Below are 18825 nucleotides of genomic sequence, written 5' to 3'. Positions count from 1 at the left end.
GACGCTGCACAAATACCCGTTCATGCCGACCCCCACGAAGCTGGTAGGGTTCTACCCGTCGCCGCCACACAGCGGCCGACACGCCCCCGTAGCTCAGGGGATAGAGCAACGGCCTCCGGAGCCGTGTGCGCAGGTTCGAATCCTGCCGGGGGCACTCGCCAGTCAGCCAGCATGAATCATGCTCTGGCCAGGGCGGATGCCGATTTGAGGGAGCGGGAGTCAGTCTCACTGACTCCCGCTCTTTCTCGTTGTCTCTCAGCGTTCGCGACACACCTCCGACACGCGCGACGACGTCGACTGACGAGTGGGACCACCTTCCGGCTAGCCGGATTCGACAGTCGAGCCCGTGGTGGCGCGACAAGCTGGCCATCCGGAGGCAGGGGCATCGCGAACGTGCTTGGTGCCGACAGCAGCGTCGGCCTGTGGGCCGCGGGAAACTGGGTGCGCGCAGTACGGCCAGCTGTCACAGTGTGGGAATGCTCGTAAGTCCACTACCTGGCGTTGACCGTAAGCGCCTGCACCAGGCGCTTAGCGACGTGTGTCAAGAGGCCTCGGATGTCCATTCCGGAAGGGCGCGCGGCTACCACCGGTACCTGGCATACCTAAACTGGACGAACAGCGCGGTTGTTCACTTGGGTTCATTGATCGGCGCAGCCGACCTTGAGCGTCTCGTGCTGACCAGACGGTACCAGCAGCTACTCGCAAGCCCGGGAAACTTCGGCACGGGGTCGATCTGGGAAATCGTTGAGCAGATGTTGAACTCTGAACTGCAGCAACGAATTACGGAGTTCACAGCAGCTGTTGAGGCGCTTGGTCAGGAGTTGCAGCGGTGGCAACTGCGCGGGGTTCCGGTAGTGGCTGACAGCAGCTTCTACGTCAAGCACCCCGACAGGTTGGAAGAGGCTGACTTTGCCGAACTGCTGGGCGTCCAGGATCGCTCCATTCACCTCATCGTGCCCATGGTCGTCGTGGACGAGCTGGACCAGCTCAAGGAAAGCAAGACTCCGCACGCTCGGTGGCGAGCAGGCTACACACTCGCCGTGCTTGACCGGATCTTCCAGCAGGACACCCAACAGGCTGTACTGCGCAAGCCGGACGCAGAAGTGCAACGAACCATCGGTGCGCGACGTGGTGAAGTCACCGTTCAGCTTTTGTTCGACCCGCCAGGGCACGTACGGCTACCGATTAACGACGATGAGATCGTTAACAGAGCGCTTGCGATCCAACCGCTGTCAGGGCGCGAGGTTACGGTACTGACTTACGACACGGGGCAGGCGACACGTGCCCGTGTTGCGGGTCTGCGCGACCTCAAACTCAGCATCTCGATAGGTGATGAGCCGGAGCAACGGACGTCCCCTAAAAAGGGCCCTTGACTCGGGAAGGCTGCTGACCGCATCCGCTGCAGTACTGGTCTGTACTTGATCGAGAATAGTACTCAGGATTCGGTGAAACCCCTCCCTTCTGGTACTCCGCCCCGTTCCACCACCTTGGTAGCCACAGCATCTAGCTCGGCCGCTGCCTTCTCCGGCCCTTCTCCCTCTACTACCTCTGCTGAGTTTCGGTATGCAATATAGTTAGTCGGCTGCACGAGACGTGCCGCGTGCCAGGTGAAGGTGACAAGTGAGTGCCACTTGTCACCCTTACCCAAAAGGCCTTCAACTCTTACTCGGTATGAGCGGGCCTCGGGTACTAGGTATCGAGGACTGCTTGTACCGAACTCAATGAACAATCGTTCCGCTGTTCTGCCAGGTACCGCGAAAACGGCGGGCATTCCCAAATGGTCGTCTGATGCTGGGCGCAGGTGCGTCCTAAGGGACGTCCATGGCAAGGGTGTCTTCAGCGTATGTTCGTCGAGGAAAGAAAGCCGCAAATCTCTGATAACGATGGGCTTAGCGCCGGTGTTGTACACGACGACCGGGAATCGGAGGCGTGACTGGGAAGGTGTCACCGCCGCAGAAAACGTCATCGGTTCCCACGCCTGCAATCGGCCCTGTCGAGCATTAAGCCACCAGAACGAGGCGACTGTGAAGGCCAGAGCGCATGCCGCGATAACAGCGACGGCTGGGAGTGAAGTCTGCCCCGTGGCGATAGTCAGTGGCACCATCGTACGAGTCTGACAGGTCGGATCGAATCTCGAAGAACCTCCGGTATTCTCTGCGCGGCTGGAGGTTCGTCGAGCAGTTGTCCTCCTACACGACGTCGCCATCCGCCTCCAGTGCCGAGAGAATCTTCGAGTTGGCCGCTTCCTCGTGGCCGTCGATACAGCCGTGGTAGCGGCGGTGGATCACTTCTGGGGAGTTGCCGACGCGGCGGGCCACCTCGGCAATGGGCACCCCGGCATTGAGCCACCGTGTGATGCACGCGTGCCGCAGGTCGTACGGGCGACCTGCCAGCGGGGAGCTAAGGCGCTCCGGCGGGAGCGCATGCTCCCGAGCTTCCTCCCACACTCGCCAGTAGGTGGATGAGCCGACCACGCCCCCGCGCTCGTTGCCGAAGATGCGCCCTTCTTTGGCGGTCCCGAAGCCCTTCAGATGGGCCCGCAGGATGGCGACCAGTACGGGCGGAATGGGGACAGGGCGGTCGGTGGACGCCTCACGTGCTTTGAGCCCCCGACGGTCGTGTCGCTCTCCGGAGTCCGTCCACTGCTTGCCGGAGACGGGACGTGTTTCCCGCAGGGTCAGTGTCCCCCAACCCGTTTCCGGCAGGTGGCAGTCCGATAGCCGGAGGCCGACTGCCTCAGCAGGCCGGAGCCCTGCGTGGTACAAGACCGCGAAGAACGCCATCAGCCTTCGCCCGCGACAGCGATCCCACGAGCCGACGTAAGAGACGGCGGTGAGTAACTGCCGGGCCTGTACGGCGTTCACCAGGACGCGCGGGTCTACCACGTCGTTGGAGCCGACGCGTTTCCTGCGGGTCCTCTGGAGTGGGTTCTCCGGGAGTTCTCCCGCGGCCACCGCGTGCTCGAGTGCGGCGTTCAGGACGCGGCGGCGCCGCTTGTACGTGTCGCCAGCCGCCGGGGTGCCGTCCAGCTTGTAGCTGACGCGGTACATCACGCCCTCGAACACGTCGGCGTCGGTGACGTCAGCCAGTGGCCGGTCGGTCGTCGTGACCCAGTCGTACGCGGTCTTGAGTTCGGCCGGCGGGTCCTGCCCCGCGTTCGCGGGCACGATCCCCCACCGGAAGGCCAGCCGCAGGGACTCATCCTCGGGAGTGTCATCCCCGCGCTTGACCATGGCGAGCGTCACGGCCGCAAGGCCATCGGCCATACCCTCGCGGGTCTTGGCGGCGCTCGTACGCCAGCGCCCGGCTATGTACTTCCGGCAGAACTCAAACCACCGCAGCGGTGGTTCGGCGTCCGCAGCTTCGGCGGCCTCTACCGCCGCGCGCACCTCGGACTCAGGCAGTCCCGATTCGATCTCGAACGCCTCACCGCGCCGGTTCATGGCCTGCCACAACTCGGACCGTCGGCTCTCAGCGAGAGCGGAGGTGGCGAACGTATCGCCGCGCACCTGCCCTGCGACCACCCACCGGAGGCGCCACGGGCGGGACTTGCGGCCGGTCTTGGAGACCTTCCACAGCTTGACGTCGAAGGAGTAGCCGGGCCGGGCCGAACCGCGAGGACGCCCGGCCGGAGTGTCATTCTCGGCGCTCACGCAGCGTCCTCCCGCTCCGCAAGCCAGCGCTCGTACTCCGACCGCCGGATCCGCACGTCGCCGTTCGGGAGCTTGATCGAGCGGGGTCCCTTCCCGAGCTGGCGCCACCGGTAGAAGGTCGACGGGGCGATCCTCAGGTCAGCGATGATCTCCTGGACGGTCAGCTTCTCGTCCCGCGTACGGGCGCTCATTCCGCCACCCCTTCGGCTGCGTCAGCACCGGACAGGCAGGACAGCTCCAATTCCGGCTGTCCGGCGGGTTCGTGCTGGTCAGACGGAGTTTCCGGACAGGTGGACAGTGCGGTTACCTCTTGAGCGCCCTGCGTCCGGGTCTCGGTGTCCGGGTAGTACCGGCCGCCGGGGTCCTTGCTGAGCTGCCCGGCGTCGGCCATGCGGTTGCACGTCCGGCGGATCGTGTCGATGTCGACCTGTGGCAGCTCGCCCGCCATGTCCTTCGGCTTCGTCCCGGGGTGGGCACGGACATAGCGCAGGATCGTGGCGCGGGTGTCGCTGACTGTGTGGTCGGACACCGGGCCGTCCAGCAGGTGCCAGGCGCCGGAGGCGGGTTGGAAGCTGAGTGCGTACTCGGCTTCGTCCACGTCACGACCGGTGACGTGCAGAATCCCGTCCGCCTGCCCGCGGGCCCGCTTCAGTACGAGCGTGGCATCCGCGGCGCCCGCGATGCCGTTCGTGCCGGACACCTCCGTCAGGAAGTCCTCGGAGCCCGCCTTGCGGACGTGGTGCACGAGGACGACGGCCACGCCGTAGTGGTCGGCGAGCCGCTTGGCGTAGCCGACGGCGACATAGTCCGCGTCGTACGCCGATGCACCGGTCGGTGCCGGTCCGCGCATCTTCGCGAACACGTCGATGACGACCATGCGCGCGTCGGGATTGCGGTCCAGCCACTGTGCGATGGCCTCCGTCCCGCCCTGGGGGAAGGGCGGGCACTCGGTGACCAGAGTCAGTCCGGCGGGTGCCTGCTGTCCGCCAAGCAGCTTACCCATGCGGGTCTGGAGACGGCGCGGGGTGTCCTCCAGGGCGAGGTAGAGCACCGGACCGCCCTGGACAGGCACGGAGTCGAACGCCTTACTGCCTGCCGCGACCGACAACCCCAGTCCAAGGGACAGCCAGGACTTGCCGACCTTGGGCGGTCCGGCTAGCACGCTGACTCCCTCGGCGAGGATGCCGGGCACGGCCCACTTCGGCTCGGGGAAGTGCGCGGCCATGAGTTGATCTGCCGTCCACGCGGTTCGTGGGCGTTCCCGCTTCGGCGGCGGCGCGGGGGCTGTCGCGGCGTCGCTGGGCACGGAGTACAGGTGCAGGGGCGGGATGGGGCTGGTGCTCATGCCGCGACCGTCCGGGGGCGGCGCGCCCCGGCCCTGAGCCCGGAGGCGATGGTGCGCCGTGCCTCGCGCTCGCCCTGGCCGACTTGGAGCGCGGCTGTGAGGAGCCAGCCGGTGACCTCGGCTCCACCCAGCTCGCCTCCGGCAACGAGCTGTCCGAGGGCGACCGCGGCGATGTAGAGGGCGTTGTTGTGCTCGTGCGGACCGGACCTGGTGACCCGCTCCACTTCACCGTTGACGGCCGACCGGAGGAAGGCAGTGCGGCGTCCGTGCCCGGTGAGAGCGACCGTGATGGGCGTCTGCGGGGGCAGCGGAGCGGGGCGCAGGAGTTCGGCGAGCCAGTCCGGGAGGGGCGCCACGGGGGCGTCACGGGTGATCTCGTACGGGTGTCCGGCGAAGGTGCTGCCCGCACCGACCACGAGCCCGCCCCACGCGCGGGTGTCGACCTTCCAGCCGAGCCCACGGGCGCTGTCCCCGGCGGTGTTGCGCAGCGGCTCGTCCTTAGGCGCGAGGAAGTACAGGTGGGTGCCGCCGCTCCACGTGCGGACGGTGTAGGTGTCGGCCGGGAAGGGCTGGCCGTGGCGCTCGCAGAGCACGGCGAGCACGTCGGCTCCGTCGGTGACGCCGTGCCCGGCCCAGGTGGCCGGCGGAGTGTCGCCGGGGTGCTTGGGCTGGTCCAGGTCGATGACGACCAGGCCGGAAGGGCCGGTGGCGATGCCGATGTTGAAGGGGGCGGTGGACCACGCGCGGGTGATGCGGTCGGGGGCGGCGGTGGCGCGGCTCTCCCAGTCGGAGACGGCCGGGCGCTTGCCGCCGGGGATCAGGGGGAAGACGCGCCAGCCACGCGACGCCGCGTCAAGCGCAGCGGTGAGCTGGGCACACCCAACCGAGTACGGCATGCTGGGGGTTCTCCTGTTCTGTCTACGGATGGGCAGGGAGAACCGCGGCGGCGGGCGACCTTTGCTGGGGAGTCCCGCCGCCGCGGCGTTGCTACTGGTTCTTGGCCCGGTGGGTGTGCCAGGTGGCGAGCTGGTACATCTCCAGGACCTCGATGAGGAGTTCATCGACTTCGCCGGTGGGGTCGTCGGGGTCGGTGACCATCACGCGGGGCGGGCAGGTCAGCCGGGCCTCGACACTCAGCCGGTGGGCGGGCGCGTCGTTGGGGTCGGTGTCCGCGCGCAGGGTCCAGACCTGTCCGGGCGCGGCCAGCACCATCGGGTCGCCGTGCAGGACGCGGCGGTGGGTGAGGCGCAAGGCGACCGACTCGGACAGATGGTCAAGGTCGGTCAGGTCCTGAGCGCGGGAGTGGATGAATGCGCGTGCCTCGTCGGCCCCGAGGATCAGGGACAGGGGAGTGGTGCGAATGGTCATGTCGCTTTCCTTTCGGGTCACTTGCTCTTGGGGCGGGTGAGTTTGAAGGTGATGCCGCCGATGCCGATCGGGCCTGCGGCAGCGCCGCCGACGGCCATCACGGTGTGCGCGGCGATGTCGAGCAGCGCGAGGAACAGGACCACCAGGCCCATGCCGCCGACACCGGCCGCCGTGACGACCGCGATGGGGATCAGGTAGGTACGGGCCGTGCGGCGCGGGGCGGGCACGGGGTGGACCAGGATGATCGGCTGGCCCGTGGCCTGCGCGCGGCGGTAGGCGTCGGCGGGGATGTGCGGGGCGAGGATCCCCGGAGTGTTCGAGGGCGGTTCTCGGTGGCGCATGGGGCGCCTCCTACCGGTCGGAGATGGTGTCGGCGGCGGACTTGAGGGAGTCGTTGATGTCGGGTCCGGCGCCGGTGGAGGCGAGCAGGAACCCGAAGAGTGCGGCGATGATGGCGCCGCCGACGGGCACCTTGCGGTGGTGCACCAACAGCGCGAGGACCACGCCGCAGAGCAGGACCAGGGAGATGGTCACGGCCACGTTCGTTCTCCTTCCGTGGGGTTGGGCAGCGGGGTCAGCGGGTGCCTTGGCGGTAGGTGCGGGCGGCGCGGTTGTAGAGCCAGCGGCCGACGCGGACGCGCTTGCCGTGTCCCTTGCAGCGGCGGCAGTGCTTGCCGCGCTTGGGCCGTCCCTTGCGGTCGGTGGTGACGGCGAAGCCGAAGCCGTTGCACTTGCGGCAGGTGCCGAACGGGCTGCCCGCACACACACTCGCGTAACCGAGCGTGATGATGGCCAGGCAGGCGATAGCGGCCAGTACGAGGGTCATCAGGGCCCCTTCCCGGGGGTTTCCTGGGGTTTTCGCTGGTGGGGTGCTATGCGCTAGATCGCTGGTGGAGCGGGATTTGGGGTGCTATCGGGGGTGCTACCGGTAGCAGGTGGGCCCGCTACCGGTAGCACCGCTGCGGCGCTAGGCCGCACCCCTGTTTCCGTCACGCTCCGCAATCGCTGTGACGATGTCCGCGCGGACGATGCCGCGCCGGGTGGTGCGCTGCCCGTCGTCGGTCGTACCGGCGATGCCGGTGGTCTTGATGCCGTGCGGCTTCAGCGCGGAGGTGACGTTCTCGCCCTTCCACCCGCCGTAGACCTCCGGACGGAGTTCCGCGAGGCGTGCGGCGATGCGCTCGTTCCACACCCGCTCCTCGGAGACGGGCACGACCGCGGCGACGTCGGCGAGCAGGTCGTAGGACGGACCGGCGGACGCGTGGTCGGCTTCCTCACCGGCCGCGTGCCCGGACAGCGTGCCCTCGGACTTGCGCAGGGCCAGGGCGCGTTGGGCGATGGCGTTGGTGGCCGGGTCGTCCAGGTAGGCGGTGCGCACCACGACCGGCAGTGGCGCGGCGCCGGAGAGGTAGCCGTTCCCGGCGTCGATCTCGGGGCGGAAGGCGGTGGCGCGCACCCCGTTCTTGTACGCCGACGTGCCGAGGATCATGTCGTTCTCCAACTGGCCCGCGACCTTCAGGCAGAAGCGGATGGAGACGTTGGCGCTGATCCCGGTGGGCAGGGAGTCCTTGTCGGGGCGCTGGGTGGCCAGCACCAGCACCACCCCGAGCGCGCGGCCCAGCTTGATGATGAACTCCGCGTCCTCACCGGCCTGTTTGCCGTACGTGGAGTGGCTGAAGACGTTCTGGCACTCGTCGAAGACGGCGAGCAGCGGCCACAGCTTCAGCGAGCGCTTGTCGGCGATCTGGCGGGTGATGCGCTTGTCCGGGCACAGATCCCGCGGCAGCTTCTTGATGGCGGCGGCGCGACGCATGACTTCGGCGCGCAGGAGCTTGAGGGAGTCGGCCGCGTACCGGATCGAGTCGTCGTCGATGCCGGAGACGAACCGGTGCGAGACGCACTCCAGCGCGTCCAGATCCCCGGTGCCCTTGTTCTCGTGCAGCCACAGCTCCACCGACGGATCCAGCGCGGCACCACAGGCGAGCACCCGCACGGAGGCCGTCTTGCCCTGGCCGGGCAGCGAGCCGACCAGCACGTTGTGCTGGATCATCGGCACCGACTGAGCACGGCCGCGCGGGTCCACGCCGAACGGAATGCGCTTGAAAACGTCGTGACGGCGGGCGCTGGAGAGCTGCCACTTGACCATGCCGGTCTTGGACAGGTCCCGGTCGCCCACCCACAGGATTAGTCGGCCCTCGTGTTCGTTCGGGTCGGCGTCGGGCCACACGCAGCCCAACGGACGGCGCAGACCGGAAGCCAACCGGGCGCGCCGGTCGGCGACGTCGGCCACGGTCACCCCGAGGGGGAGGTCGATGTCGGCGCGCCAGCCCGGCCCTTCGCGGGTGATCGGGGCGGCGAACTTGATGCCGTCACCGCCCTTGGCGACCGCGGAGGCGATCTGGCCGATGCCGATGGACGCCATCGCCTTGACGACGATGTCGCTGGTCAGCTTCTGCACCTCGGTCTTGATGACCGCGCGCGTCGCCAGCGGAGCATCCGCCGGCGCCCCGGCCAGACCGAACCCGACCACGGCCAGGAACGCGGCGATGGCCTGCGTCATCGGCGCCGCGCCGAAGGCGAGGAAGATGGCCAGGGCGAGCAGCACAGGCATGCTGATCGCGGTCACCCAGGAGCGCAGCCGCACCCGGCGGTCCCGCTGGCGCGAGAGCTTCAGGTACTCCTCGATCTGCTCGTGCGTCGCCGCGTGCTGCCGCAGTGCCTCGCCCTCGGCATCCATGGTCCAACGGGTGACCCGGCCAAGGGTGTTGGCCAGGCCGCGCGGGGAGCGCCAGATCAGCTTGGGCAGGTAGAGGAACGGCACCCGTACCGCGTGGAAGGCCACGGTGTGCCAGGCGTGCCCGGCCAGCCAGGCGAGGCCTTCCTTGAACTCCGCCTTCGACTTCATCCACGCCGGGATGACGTCCAGGCGCTTGCTGCCCTTGATCCGGTCCAGCAGACCCGGACCCGACACCGTCGGGACCCGGCTGTCCACCAGAGTCGGGCGCGCGTCGCCCGACTCGGTCGGCTCCGAGTCGGCCGACTTGGTCGGCTTCGGGTCGCCCGACCGGTCGGGTCCGGAGTCGGACGACGCGTCGGGCGCAAGGTCGGGCGACTCGGTGCGAGCCGATCGGGCCTTGTCGAGGTCGACAAGCTCACCGCCGGAGGTGAGGCCGCAGGTGGTGCTCATCTCGGCTTCGAGCCGGTGGAAGAGTTCGTGGTCGTCGTCGGGGTGTTTCACTGAGGGTTCCTTCTCTCGGGAGGGATGCGGGGCCCGGCCGCTGCTTTGGTCGGTTGGAGACCGGGCCCCGTAGCTGGTCAGGCGGCGCGCTGTTCCTCGGGATAGGCGCAGGAGACGCAGGTGCCGAGCGAGGTCGGGATGACGTATCCGGCGTCGGTCCGGCACTGCGGGCAGGTGCGGCGGGCGAGCATCGCCAGGGCGAGCGCACCCCACTTGCGGGAGGTCATCGGCCGGACCGGCCGCGCGAGGTCAAGGCGGTAGAGGTAGGCGACCTGCACCCCCGCCCTGCGCCCCCGGCAGCGACGCATCACCTGTGCGGCGACGGGCTGCCCGCCGGGCCGTAAGCCACGGGCACGGAGCTGTCGGCGGGTGGCGAAGCCGTCCGGGGCCAACCACCACGGGAAGGTGGGGACACCGAACCTTGTGCCGCCGGGGTCGTAGCACTTGCTGAACGCGGGGGACATCAGGTCGTCACCCCACCACTGGCGCGTCGGTACGGGCGCCGGTGCGCCCGGAGCGACGTCCGGAAATGGTGGCGAACAGCCAGCCCAGCCCCGCGCGGCGGGTACCGGAGCGGCCTAGCTTGGCCGCGTACATCGCCTCATCCGCCCGCCGCAACAGGCCAGACAGGTCATCGGCGGGAAAGTCGGCGGCGCGCACCCAGCCGAGGGAGACCGTGGTGTGCATGGCCGGGTCCTGACCCTCGACCGGGCGGGCGAGCACGCCGTGTAACACGGCGAGCAGATCCGCGGCATTGCCGTGTTCATCGAGCAGCACGCCGCCGAACTCATCGCCCCCGAGCCGACCGGCCACCCCTGAGCGGCCGACGTGGTGGGCAAGCCGGTCCGCGGTCGCCTTCAACAGCGCGTCTCCGGCGGCGTGGCCGTGGGTGTCGTTGATCTGCTTGAAGCGGTCGACGTCCGCGAGGATGACGACCGCGCGCGGGTCCTTCAGCAGTGCGGTGGCGCGGCGGGTGAAGCCGTCACGGGTGCGTAAGCCGGTGAGTGGATCACGCCGTGCCGTGTGCAGGCGAGCGTGCAGCCACCACACGTGGACCGCCCAAGCAGTCACCAGAGGGAGTGCGGACAGCACGACCGCGGCTAGGGTGTTCACGCCGCCACCCCCATCGCACGCGAGTGTGCAGGCTGGAGGTCGCCGAAGCCGATCAGGCGCACGGGGATGCCGTTGAAGAAGGCCCACCCCGACATCGACACGCACTCGGGCAGGCGCCGGAAGACCAGGCTGTCCGGGGTGATGTCCAGCGCCTCGCGCCAGGCCTCGAAGGCGTCCAGCCGCTCGTGGAGACTGACTTGGATGCCTTCGGTGACCGCGTGCGGGGCCACCATGTTGCTGATCTCGATGCGGGCGGCGGGCAGGTGGGCGAAGCGGCTGGCCAGCACGGAGCAGGCGGCGATGGCCGCGGCCTGGTCACCCAGGGTCGTGGTGCTCATGCGGCTTCCCCCTTGCCGTCATCGCTGTCGATCGGGTGGAGGCGTCGGCCGTCAGCACGCTCGCTCAACAGCAGGTCCCGCAGCACACGGGAGTTCGCTGCCGAGCAGTGCAGCGTGGTCCGGATGGCCTCCGCGTTGATCGCGTCATCCGCCCACTCGGCGGTGGCCTCGCGCGCTTCAGCGAGCAGTTCCGCGGGTGTCCGCGGCGCCTTGCTCCTCTTGGGCTTGCTGGCCCGCTTACGCGGCGGCTTGGGCGTCTCCGGCTTCGCCTCGGGGTCTTGCGGCGGCGCTGGCGAGAAGTCCTCACCCTGCGGCGCCAACTCACCCAGCTTCAACAGCACGCGCTCCGGGCGCGGCGTCTTTGAACGCCACCGTCGGCCGTGCCGCTCGCGCAGATGCGCGCGAGCCAACTGCCGCTCCCGCTCCCGGCCCAGGGCGTCGGAATATGCGGTGATCTCCCACAGCGTCATCCGCCGCCACAGGGCAAAGGTGGACAGCGGGGCGAGCAGCCACCGCGAGCGCCGGATCTTCTCCATCCGCCGGCCGGTCACCGCGCCGATCCTCGAGGCGTAGACGTGCGCGGCGACCTCGGACAGGACCACCCACAGCAAGGGCATCGTGCCGTGCGCGAGCTTCGCGGAGACCGACTGCCCGGCCGCGATGTTCAGCCAGCACGTCACCCCGGTCAGCGCCCACGGCACGAACCGCACCCAACCCAGCGGCATGTCCGTACGGATCAGCAGCAAGAACGCCGCCGTGAACACCGGAATCGCGATGTCGATGCCCACCGGCAGCATCCACGGGTGGGCGAACCCCCAGCGGGCACCCGCGGTCGACACCGCCTCGAACGACGACGCCAGCCCCAAGCCGCCGACCACAGCGGCCAGCACGGCAACGGCGCCCAACAGCCACGTCTCAGGCTTCGACAGCGGTGGTACCGCCGACCGCTCAACGTTCGGGAACGTCGTCATACCGCACCTCCCGCCACGACCAGGAGCGCGACGACCAGGAGCGCACCGCCGACGCGGGTGAGGTCGACTGCGCGCCTGAGGCAGGTGAACTTGCCAACGGCGATGCGGGACAGAACGGCGATGTGCTGCGCGCGCCGGTCGTCGGACAGCTCGGTGCCGATCTCTTCAGCGGTGAGCGTCGCCCACAGCGGGAAGCCGACCGGTGCACGCCCACCCAGGTTCGGGCGGACCGAGTGGAGCAGCAGACCGGCTGCCGCGACCATGCAGACCACGCCCGCACCACCGACCACGACGGAGGCGACGTTCAGGGGGACACCCTTAGCCACCGTCCAGACCCCGGCCAGCACGGCGCCAACGAACGCCAGCAACAGGCCCGTCTTGTTGTCCGTACGCGAGATCTCTGCCTTGACGTCCGCCAGCGCGGCCGTCAGGTTCCGCTCACGGGCGCTCATGCCGCAGCCCTCCTGCCGGAACGCGACCGACGGTGGCCCACGGACCGCGCCAGCGGGATGACGTTGAACAGCTCCGGGGCACGAGCCTCGATCACCTCAGCGGCGATGCTGGTCACGGTGTCCGGGAGGTCGCTGTACTCCGGGTCGGCGAGGATGTCGCGCGCCGCGTCCAAGCGGGCCTCACGCTGCACCTCACTTTCGCCCTCCTCCCCGAGCCACAGCTCAAGGGGAGTACCAAGGGCCAGTTCCACGAACTCGTGGGAGGTCAGGGCCTCGTGGCCCGCCACGAACGTGCGCAGCCTCGTACTGCTCACGGATCTCTCCTGTAGGTCGTAGGAAGGGAGAAGCCGGTAGCGGGCGACCTTGCTGGGGAGTCCCGCTGCTCGGCAGGTACGCGGACACCTGCTCCTCATGATGAGGAACATGTATTACGTGTACCTCATCGTGGGGTCAGACGTTGAGCCCGTCAAGCCCTTCGGCTGTTGGATTTCGGCGAGCCCCTCGCCCTCGATGTACCTACAGACTGGCGCCGGACGCGGCGACGCTCGACTCCGCGCCTGTACGACTTGGGTCGTTCATCGCTAGCGTGAAGTCGTACCAAGTCGTCCTGAGATGACGGAGGTTGGCGTGGCGAACGAGCGACTGCGCGGCGCGATAGTGGACTTGGGCCTGACGCTCGATGAGGTCGCCGGACGGCTGGGGGTCGCGCCCAAGACGGTCGAGCGCTGGATCAACGATCCTGAGCGCAAGCCGTACCGTCGCTTCCAGTACGCCACGGCCTCACTGCTGAAGTGCGAAGTGTCGTACCTGTGGCCCGACGAACGCACATCGGCCGAAGTCTCTGCCGCTGGCAGCGCGGAGTTGGTCAGGCTCTATCCACACAGGTCCGTGGTGATGCAGACCCTTTGGACGAACCTCTACGCCAAGGCGATCCGACAGTTCGACCTCTTGGTGTACTCCGGATTCTGGCTCACGGAAGATGCCACGTTCCACCGCATCGTGAAGGAGAAGTCGGCCGACGGAGTGCCGGTCCGCTTCATGCTGGGGGAGCCCACCTCACCGGCCGTGGCAGTGCGCGGCGAAGACGAAGGTATCGGCGGCGCGATGGCAGGGAAGATCCGCAACGCGCTCATCAACTACGGCCCGCTCTTCGGCCTTCCCGGCGTGGAGTTCCGGCTGCACAGCACGACCCTCTACAACTCGATCTACCGGGCCGACGACGAGATGTTGGCGAATGGCCACCTCTACGGCGTGGGCGCCTACATGGCCCCGGTGCTGCACTTACGGCGCGTGCCTGGTGGCGAGCTGTTCGACGCCTACGCCGAAAGCGCTGAGAAGGTCTGGGAATCGGCGAGGCCGATCTCCTCACCTGCCGATTGGGAAGGTGCTGCCTCATGAGCCGGATCGACTACTTCCGCGACCCGAATGCGCCGGCGGCCAACTCGGTCGTGCCGTCGGTCACGGCGGTTGTCCGGGACGACGCGGGGAGGCTGCTCCTCATTCACAAGACGGACAACGACCTGTGGGCACTGCCCGGTGGTGGGCACGACATCGGTGAGCGCATCGGCGACACCGTGGTGCGCGAGGTCGCGGAAGAGACCGGCATCGACGTCGAGATAGACAGCATCGTGGGGCTCTACACCGACCCTGAGCACGTGCTGGCGTACGACGACGGCGAGGTCCGCCAACAGTTCTCGATCTGCTTCCGAGCCCGCCCCGTTGGTGGTTCGCTGCGAACAAGCAGTGAGTCGAAGGAGGTCCGGTGGGTGCACCCAGCGGACCTTGACGGCCTCGACATCCACCCGTCGATGATGCTGCGCATCCAGCACGGCCTCGAGGCGTGGCAGGTGCCTTACATCGGCTGACTATCGGAAGCTGCGTGGGCCAACCGTTCGTCGACGCGTTTAGCTGCCGCGTGGATCTCAGGGGCTGCCCGCTGGATGAACCGCCCGACGATCGTCTCCGGGCCGTACCGCTGCACGATCTCGTCCAGCCGCTCGGTCGGCGTGGTGTGCGTCCCGTCGGGCGTCGTCGTCATGTCGCAGTAGAGCAGGGCATCGACCAGGTCGGGACGCTCCAGCTCGAACTCGCCCTCCAGCTCCTGCCGCAGTCCACGCTCCTCGGCTTCCAACAGCGCGCAAGAGTGGTGGGCCACAAGGCGAATGACCCGCTCGTTGGCGCCCTCCTGATCCCGGAGGAACCGCGCACCATCCAGAGGGTGGAACCCGGTGGTGGCGATGGCCGGCGAGTACCCGATGTCGTGCAGAACCGCGGCGGCCTCCAGCAACTCGGCTTCGTCACCCACGATTGGGGACAGTGAGCGAGCGCGCTTGGCGACTCCCAGCGAGTGCGCCCACCGACGCGGGAGCGGTTCGGACAGCAGCGATTCGGAGAGCGAGTACGCCCACTCAGTCAGTCCCATGAGGGTCAAGGCTACGAGTGGGTCGTGGGCGTCGGCAGGGCGCGTACGGTCCGCCCCTTGCCGTGGACGGTGGCGAGTAGACCGCTGCCTTCCATCTGGGCGAGGACACGGCGCACCGCGGTGCGGGAGGCGCCGAACCGCTCGCAGAGCTTTGCTTCGGACGGGTAGGAGTCACCGACTGAGAGAGAGTCCGCTGCGATCACGCCGGTCATCCGCTCCGCGAGAGACCGGCGGTCGCCGTCACGAATGACGCGCCAGCCCATGCCTGGTGCGGACTGAACGAGACCATCGGCTTCCAGGGCCTTGAGGGCGCGGCGGATCGTGTTGCGCGAGACGCCGTGAGCGGCCATGAGCGCAGCTTCTGACGGAAGGGCGTCGACGTCCTGCCCCGCGACGATCTCGGTTCGCAATGCCTCTGCGATGACCAGGTAGGTTCCGCGCGGACTGGCCTCCGGCACTTCGGTTCCTCTCGCTCGTCAGCACTCGCTGCCAAGGGTGCCACGAGGCTCACAGCACGTCCCGGAAGGGGGAGTGTCCGACTGTCCGGATAGAACGCTGACCTGCAGAAAGAGACCGGACAGATACAGGGCTACTGTCCGGACTGTCCACCCACGCGCGCTGCGGCTCACAGCCTTTGCGCGGCCGGTCGGGCAAGCTCCGAGGGAGCTCACTCAATTTCCTGACACGTAGCGTGCTGCCGTGGAATCATTCGGCTATGTCGTGGCAGATGGCTCTTGAATACCTCCGCACACTCATCTGGCCAGCCGTCGTACTGATTCTCGGATTCACCTTCAGGAAGCAACTGAAAACACTCTTTGGCCGCGTGGAGTCAGTTGAAACCCCCCTCGGGACGGTGGCATTTGAGAAACAGGCAGACGCTGTCGCTGAAGAAGTCGCAGAAATTGAAAGTGAAATGGCAAGTCAACTGGCGACGGTTGGTGCAGTGCAATCAGAGGGTGAGGGAGCTGAGACTCCAGAGTCTCCGGATGGATATTTCAATTCAATAGCGCAGACTCGACAGGGTATCGACTTTTCTGATCTGTTTGAGCTTGCCGAGACGGAAACAACAGCCGCCGTGATGGCCGCTTGGCGAGAAGTGGAGAAATCCCTTAAAGTCACCGGCTCAAGGCACGGAATCACACGTGTATCTTCGCGCGCTCTTGTCAATATGGGATCGCTGTCCGATGAGCTCGCCCGGTCGGTGGATGACCTGCGGCATCTGCGGAACCGAGTCGTACATGAAGGCGATATTATTCTAACGAAAAGCGGCGTGCGGTCGTATATCACTGCCGCGCAGCGCATCGTGGAAGCCTTGGAGTTGTCTCAAGACCCAAAGTTCCAGGCGCTTCAATACGAGCGTTCCGTGATGCACGCCTTGGGGCGTGGAGGGTTGAATGCGGAAGCGGGGTTCCGAGACGATGCATTCGACGCTTACGGGCAGACTCCAAGCGGAACTATGATTGCGGTAGAAATCCGCTTCCGTCGCCGGGGGATGCTGCAAATACGCGACGTCGAGAAGGTGATTTCCAGGCTTCCTTCCCTCGCTGCGAACGTCCTCATCGTGACCAATGCGCCTATTTCCGAGGAGCTGCAAGAATTCAACCGAAATTGCGATGCGCGACCTCGATGCGAGGTAGTGCAATGGCGGGGTGATGAGGACACGCCCGTATTGGTTCGGTCTCTTGGGCGCCTGGCCGGTTGAGCTGTGCGCGCGCAGAGCGGGCTGCAACCCCCAGGGTGTTGCAGCCCGTCGGCGAAGCCGACCTCTCGATAGGCGAAGGAGCCGGAGGTGACTTCCGATCCGCTCTGGCTCTCTAGCGCGTTTCGCGACACACCTCTGACACACTCTGTGTCGCTCTGCACCCTCCTGCCGACCTCCATTGCAGGTCAGATGGGGCACCGAGGCGCAACCAGGCAACCACCCCGGTACCAGTCACGTACCAACCGGCCCCCTGCACCGATTCGATCAGCCTCTCGTTCTTGAGGACGGCCAGGGCCCGTTCGATGGTGCTGCGGCTAACGCCATGGGCGCTCATAAGCTTTGCCTGAGACGGCAGGACCTCGGTGATCTTGCCCTCCTGGATCTTCCAGCGCAGGGAATCAGAGACCTCCAAGTACGTACCTCTCGGACTGGCCTGCGGCACGTGGCCTCCCCTTCCAGTTACGTGACGGCACCTCTACAAGCGTGCCACTCGCCCGGTTGATCGACACCAATGTCCCACCTGTCCGACTGTCCGGTTATGCCTCTCACCTGTATGAACACCCCGGACAGTAAGACGTGGACCTGTCCGGGGTGTCCGGCTCGGAGTCGATCTCACACGCTTATCAGCCCGCGTACGCGGTCACCGACCAGCCTTCTGGCACCTCACGTACTTCAGCACCTGGGGCGAGGATCTGATGCACATAGGCACGGTTCTCGCTCCAGTCGCTAATGGTCCGCCCGGCGGTGCTCACTATGGGCTCGTCGACGTTGTCCCACAAGATCACTGGTTCCAGAGGCCCTTCGATCGAACGAGGGGCGTCGCTTCGGACCGTGGCCCAACCGATCAATGGCACGACCTGAATGTCCTGGTCCTGGCGATCGCTGATAGCGACGCGCCAGCCGGCAGCTGCAGGGAAGAAGTTCACGATCTCCTTGTCATCATCCACGGTTCCCAAGGATGTCGCCGTGCTGGGCCTAGGAACACGGCTTCGACCCGATCATGGCTGGGAGGCAGGTACTGGTGAGCGTCCTGGGCGGATCAAAGAGGGCTGCAACACCTGGGGGGTTGCAGCCCGGCAGCGAAGCCGACCTCTCTTCAATGGGCAGTAGGAGCCGAGGGCGACCTCCGAACTATGCCCCACCTGTCCGACTATCCGGATACCGGCATTGACCTGCACAAACAGGTGAGCCAGTCCCCCCTGTCCAGGCAAGGCGGTCACTCTGAGACGCGGACGGAATGCCTGCCCTCTGGGCTGTATGTGAGCTATCGCGCGGGCGTATCACCGATGTTGGCCCGCGGAGGCACCAAAACTCGGTGCCTCCATCGAAGATGGCCCCATGACCGAAGCGTGGGGAATCGTGATCGCGTCGATCATCGCAGTCGTGGGAACGGTGGTGGGCTACTACGCCGGACGACGCCAGGTGCGCGACCAAGCGGTGGTGGAGCACAAGCAGTGGTTGCGGGCTCAGAGACAGGAGGCGTACTACAACTTTCTGACCGTGTTCGACGGGGTGGTCAGCGAAGCCCTACGAATCTGCGACCGAGCAGACCAAATCCGCTATGAGAGCCGCGTGGGAACTCTGCAAGGAGACGCTACAGATCTCCTCAATGACGGTGTTGAAATGACATGGAGACTTGGCGGCGGTGTCGCTGCTGCGCAGGACCGAGTGGCAATCATCGGCGAGGGGGAGACTCCAGCAATTGCTGCTGAACTGCGCGATACGCTGCCCACGCTCGTTGACATTGCCGCGAACTACACCGGCCCTCGTGGCACCTCAGATGGGCCGGCCCCTCCCCGCATCGAGGCGCTCGTCGCTACTAAGCGGGCCGCCTACGTCGCAACCGTGCGAGCCTACTTCCTCAAAGTGCCAGTGCCCCGTCGGCAAGCAGATGGATGAGGGAGGCGCGTTGAGCGGCTCAGGCATCGCCTTGGTCCGCCCGATACGCCTCGTACTGAGTCCACGCACGTTCAAGCGTCTCAATGGCGGCAGGGATCGCTCCACGCTCTTCAAGGTAAGTGCGCTGGCCTGGCAGTCCTTTACCTGAGGGCCAGTCAGAATCGTGGGAAACGTCCCGTGCAAGATCCCCGATTGCGCTGCTCTGATCGGCATGGGTCTTCAACCACGTGGTGAAGCTCTTTGGCTTGGGCATGTCCCCATCCTTCCGCCGCAGAGTTAGGCCTAACCCAGCGCGGAGGGGGACACAGCCACATTCCCGCCCGC

At 66.9% G+C, this 18825-nt stretch carries 25 protein-coding genes and 1 tRNA gene; 6 read left to right on the top strand and 20 right to left on the bottom strand.

Annotation, left to right across the window (positions count from 1 at the left end; all coding sequences use genetic code 11):
* The first annotated feature begins 82 nt into the window (after positions 1–82).
* Both ACZ6BG_RS09415 and ACZ6BG_RS09410 read left to right on the top strand, forming a co-directional pair.
* Positions 83–154: transfer RNA gene (locus ACZ6BG_RS09415), tRNA-Arg, on the top strand.
* Between the two features lie 487 nt (positions 155–641).
* The gene (locus ACZ6BG_RS09410) at positions 642–1373 is read left to right on the top strand and encodes a PIN domain-containing protein (RefSeq protein WP_468999045.1); all 732 of its coding nucleotides are present in this window, start codon (positions 642–644) and stop codon (positions 1371–1373) included.
* An 816-nt stretch (positions 1374–2189) separates the two neighbouring features.
* Here ACZ6BG_RS09410 and ACZ6BG_RS09405 read toward each other — a convergent pair.
* The 15 genes from ACZ6BG_RS09405 to ACZ6BG_RS09335 all read right to left on the bottom strand — a co-directional run bounded on the left by ACZ6BG_RS09405 (position 2190) and on the right by ACZ6BG_RS09335 (position 12792).
* Positions 2190–3653, bottom strand: coding sequence for a tyrosine-type recombinase/integrase (locus ACZ6BG_RS09405; protein WP_468999043.1), 1464 nt, complete (start codon positions 3651–3653; stop codon positions 2190–2192).
* Positions 3650–3844, bottom strand: coding sequence for a helix-turn-helix transcriptional regulator (locus ACZ6BG_RS09400; protein ID WP_468999041.1), 195 nt, complete (start codon positions 3842–3844; stop codon positions 3650–3652). Before ACZ6BG_RS09400 ends, ACZ6BG_RS09405 begins: the two co-directional genes overlap by 4 nt.
* The gene (locus ACZ6BG_RS09395) at positions 3841–4998 is read right to left on the bottom strand and encodes an AAA family ATPase (protein WP_468999038.1); all 1158 of its coding nucleotides are present in this window, start codon (positions 4996–4998) and stop codon (positions 3841–3843) included. Before ACZ6BG_RS09395 ends, ACZ6BG_RS09400 begins: the two co-directional genes overlap by 4 nt.
* Positions 4995–5894, bottom strand: a complete 900-nt coding sequence (locus tag ACZ6BG_RS09390; protein ID WP_468999036.1) for a bifunctional DNA primase/polymerase — start codon at positions 5892–5894, stop codon at positions 4995–4997. The genes ACZ6BG_RS09395 and ACZ6BG_RS09390 overlap by 4 nt, the downstream gene beginning before the upstream one ends.
* A gap of 91 nt (positions 5895–5985) precedes the next feature.
* The gene (locus tag ACZ6BG_RS09385; protein ID WP_468999035.1) at positions 5986–6366 is read right to left on the bottom strand and encodes a hypothetical protein; all 381 of its coding nucleotides are present in this window, start codon (positions 6364–6366) and stop codon (positions 5986–5988) included.
* Between the two features lie 17 nt (positions 6367–6383).
* Entirely contained in the window at positions 6384–6707 is a 324-nt protein-coding gene (locus tag ACZ6BG_RS09380; protein WP_468999032.1) for a hypothetical protein, read from the bottom strand.
* 10 nt (positions 6708–6717) lie between these two features.
* Positions 6718–6906 carry a hypothetical protein gene (locus tag ACZ6BG_RS09375; RefSeq protein ID WP_468999030.1) on the bottom strand — a complete coding sequence of 63 codons (189 nt, stop codon included), beginning with the start codon at positions 6904–6906 and terminating at the stop codon, positions 6718–6720.
* Positions 6907–6940: 34 nt separating this feature from the next.
* Positions 6941–7192, bottom strand: coding sequence for a hypothetical protein (locus ACZ6BG_RS09370; protein ID WP_468999028.1), 252 nt, complete (start codon positions 7190–7192; stop codon positions 6941–6943).
* Positions 7193–7333: 141 nt separating this feature from the next.
* On the bottom strand, positions 7334–9604 hold the full coding sequence (locus ACZ6BG_RS09365) for a P-loop NTPase family protein (protein WP_468999025.1): 2271 nt from the start codon (positions 9602–9604) through the stop codon (positions 7334–7336).
* Between the two features lie 77 nt (positions 9605–9681).
* A complete protein-coding gene (locus ACZ6BG_RS09360; RefSeq protein ID WP_468999022.1) occupies positions 9682–10068 on the bottom strand; it encodes an RRQRL motif-containing zinc-binding protein in 387 nt (128 codons plus the stop codon).
* 7 nt (positions 10069–10075) lie between these two features.
* Positions 10076–10717, bottom strand: coding sequence for a GGDEF domain-containing protein (locus ACZ6BG_RS09355; RefSeq protein ID WP_468999019.1), 642 nt, complete (start codon positions 10715–10717; stop codon positions 10076–10078).
* Positions 10714–11055, bottom strand: coding sequence for a hypothetical protein (locus ACZ6BG_RS09350; protein WP_468999017.1), 342 nt, complete (start codon positions 11053–11055; stop codon positions 10714–10716). Before ACZ6BG_RS09350 ends, ACZ6BG_RS09355 begins: the two co-directional genes overlap by 4 nt.
* Positions 11052–12026, bottom strand: a complete 975-nt coding sequence (locus ACZ6BG_RS09345; protein WP_468999013.1) for a DUF2637 domain-containing protein — start codon at positions 12024–12026, stop codon at positions 11052–11054. The genes ACZ6BG_RS09350 and ACZ6BG_RS09345 overlap by 4 nt, the downstream gene beginning before the upstream one ends.
* Positions 12023–12478, bottom strand: coding sequence for a Pycsar system effector family protein (locus ACZ6BG_RS09340; RefSeq protein ID WP_468999011.1), 456 nt, complete (start codon positions 12476–12478; stop codon positions 12023–12025). Before ACZ6BG_RS09340 ends, ACZ6BG_RS09345 begins: the two co-directional genes overlap by 4 nt.
* Positions 12475–12792 carry a hypothetical protein gene (locus ACZ6BG_RS09335; protein ID WP_468999009.1) on the bottom strand — a complete coding sequence of 106 codons (318 nt, stop codon included), beginning with the start codon at positions 12790–12792 and terminating at the stop codon, positions 12475–12477. The genes ACZ6BG_RS09340 and ACZ6BG_RS09335 overlap by 4 nt, the downstream gene beginning before the upstream one ends.
* Before the next feature lie 313 nt (positions 12793–13105).
* Between ACZ6BG_RS09335 and ACZ6BG_RS09330 the strand changes: the two genes are divergently transcribed.
* Both ACZ6BG_RS09330 and ACZ6BG_RS09325 read left to right on the top strand, forming a co-directional pair.
* On the top strand, positions 13106–13876 hold the full coding sequence (locus ACZ6BG_RS09330) for a helix-turn-helix domain-containing protein (RefSeq protein WP_468999006.1): 771 nt from the start codon (positions 13106–13108) through the stop codon (positions 13874–13876).
* Positions 13873–14343 (top strand): NUDIX domain-containing protein, encoded by a 471-nt coding sequence (locus ACZ6BG_RS09325; protein WP_468999002.1) that lies wholly within the window; start codon positions 13873–13875, stop codon positions 14341–14343. Before ACZ6BG_RS09330 ends, ACZ6BG_RS09325 begins: the two co-directional genes overlap by 4 nt.
* On the opposite strand, the gene ACZ6BG_RS09320 is transcribed toward ACZ6BG_RS09325, so the two are convergent.
* Positions 14331–14900: an HD domain-containing protein gene (locus ACZ6BG_RS09320; RefSeq protein ID WP_468998997.1), complete on the bottom strand. Its 570-nt coding sequence runs from the start codon at positions 14898–14900 to the stop codon at positions 14331–14333. The genes ACZ6BG_RS09325 and ACZ6BG_RS09320 overlap by 13 nt on opposite strands.
* Positions 14901–14911: 11 nt before the next feature.
* A complete protein-coding gene (locus ACZ6BG_RS09315) occupies positions 14912–15358 on the bottom strand; it encodes a GntR family transcriptional regulator (RefSeq protein ID WP_468998994.1) in 447 nt (148 codons plus the stop codon).
* A gap of 257 nt (positions 15359–15615) precedes the next feature.
* On the opposite strand from ACZ6BG_RS09315, the gene ACZ6BG_RS09310 reads away from it, so the two are divergent.
* Positions 15616–16602, top strand: a complete 987-nt coding sequence (locus ACZ6BG_RS09310; protein ID WP_468998991.1) for a hypothetical protein — start codon at positions 15616–15618, stop codon at positions 16600–16602.
* A 112-nt stretch (positions 16603–16714) separates the two neighbouring features.
* Here the strand turns inward: ACZ6BG_RS09310 and ACZ6BG_RS09305 are convergent, their stop codons facing one another.
* Both ACZ6BG_RS09305 and ACZ6BG_RS09300 read right to left on the bottom strand, forming a co-directional pair.
* The gene (locus ACZ6BG_RS09305; protein WP_468998988.1) at positions 16715–17044 is read right to left on the bottom strand and encodes a winged helix-turn-helix domain-containing protein; all 330 of its coding nucleotides are present in this window, start codon (positions 17042–17044) and stop codon (positions 16715–16717) included.
* A 181-nt stretch (positions 17045–17225) separates the two neighbouring features.
* Positions 17226–17549, bottom strand: coding sequence for a hypothetical protein (locus ACZ6BG_RS09300; RefSeq protein ID WP_468998985.1), 324 nt, complete (start codon positions 17547–17549; stop codon positions 17226–17228).
* Positions 17550–17940: 391 nt separating this feature from the next.
* Between ACZ6BG_RS09300 and ACZ6BG_RS09295 the strand changes: the two genes are divergently transcribed.
* A complete protein-coding gene (locus tag ACZ6BG_RS09295; protein WP_468998983.1) occupies positions 17941–18501 on the top strand; it encodes a hypothetical protein in 561 nt (186 codons plus the stop codon).
* 19 nt (positions 18502–18520) lie between these two features.
* Here ACZ6BG_RS09295 and ACZ6BG_RS09290 read toward each other — a convergent pair whose 3' ends face one another.
* The gene (locus tag ACZ6BG_RS09290; protein ID WP_468998978.1) at positions 18521–18754 is read right to left on the bottom strand and encodes a YozE family protein; all 234 of its coding nucleotides are present in this window, start codon (positions 18752–18754) and stop codon (positions 18521–18523) included.
* Positions 18755–18825 lie beyond the last annotated feature (71 nt).

This window comes from Streptomyces sp. NPDC041205 (assembly GCF_055591765.1).
The sequence above is the reverse complement of the archived record's forward strand: the minus strand, read 5'-3'. Positions and strand labels throughout refer to the sequence as shown.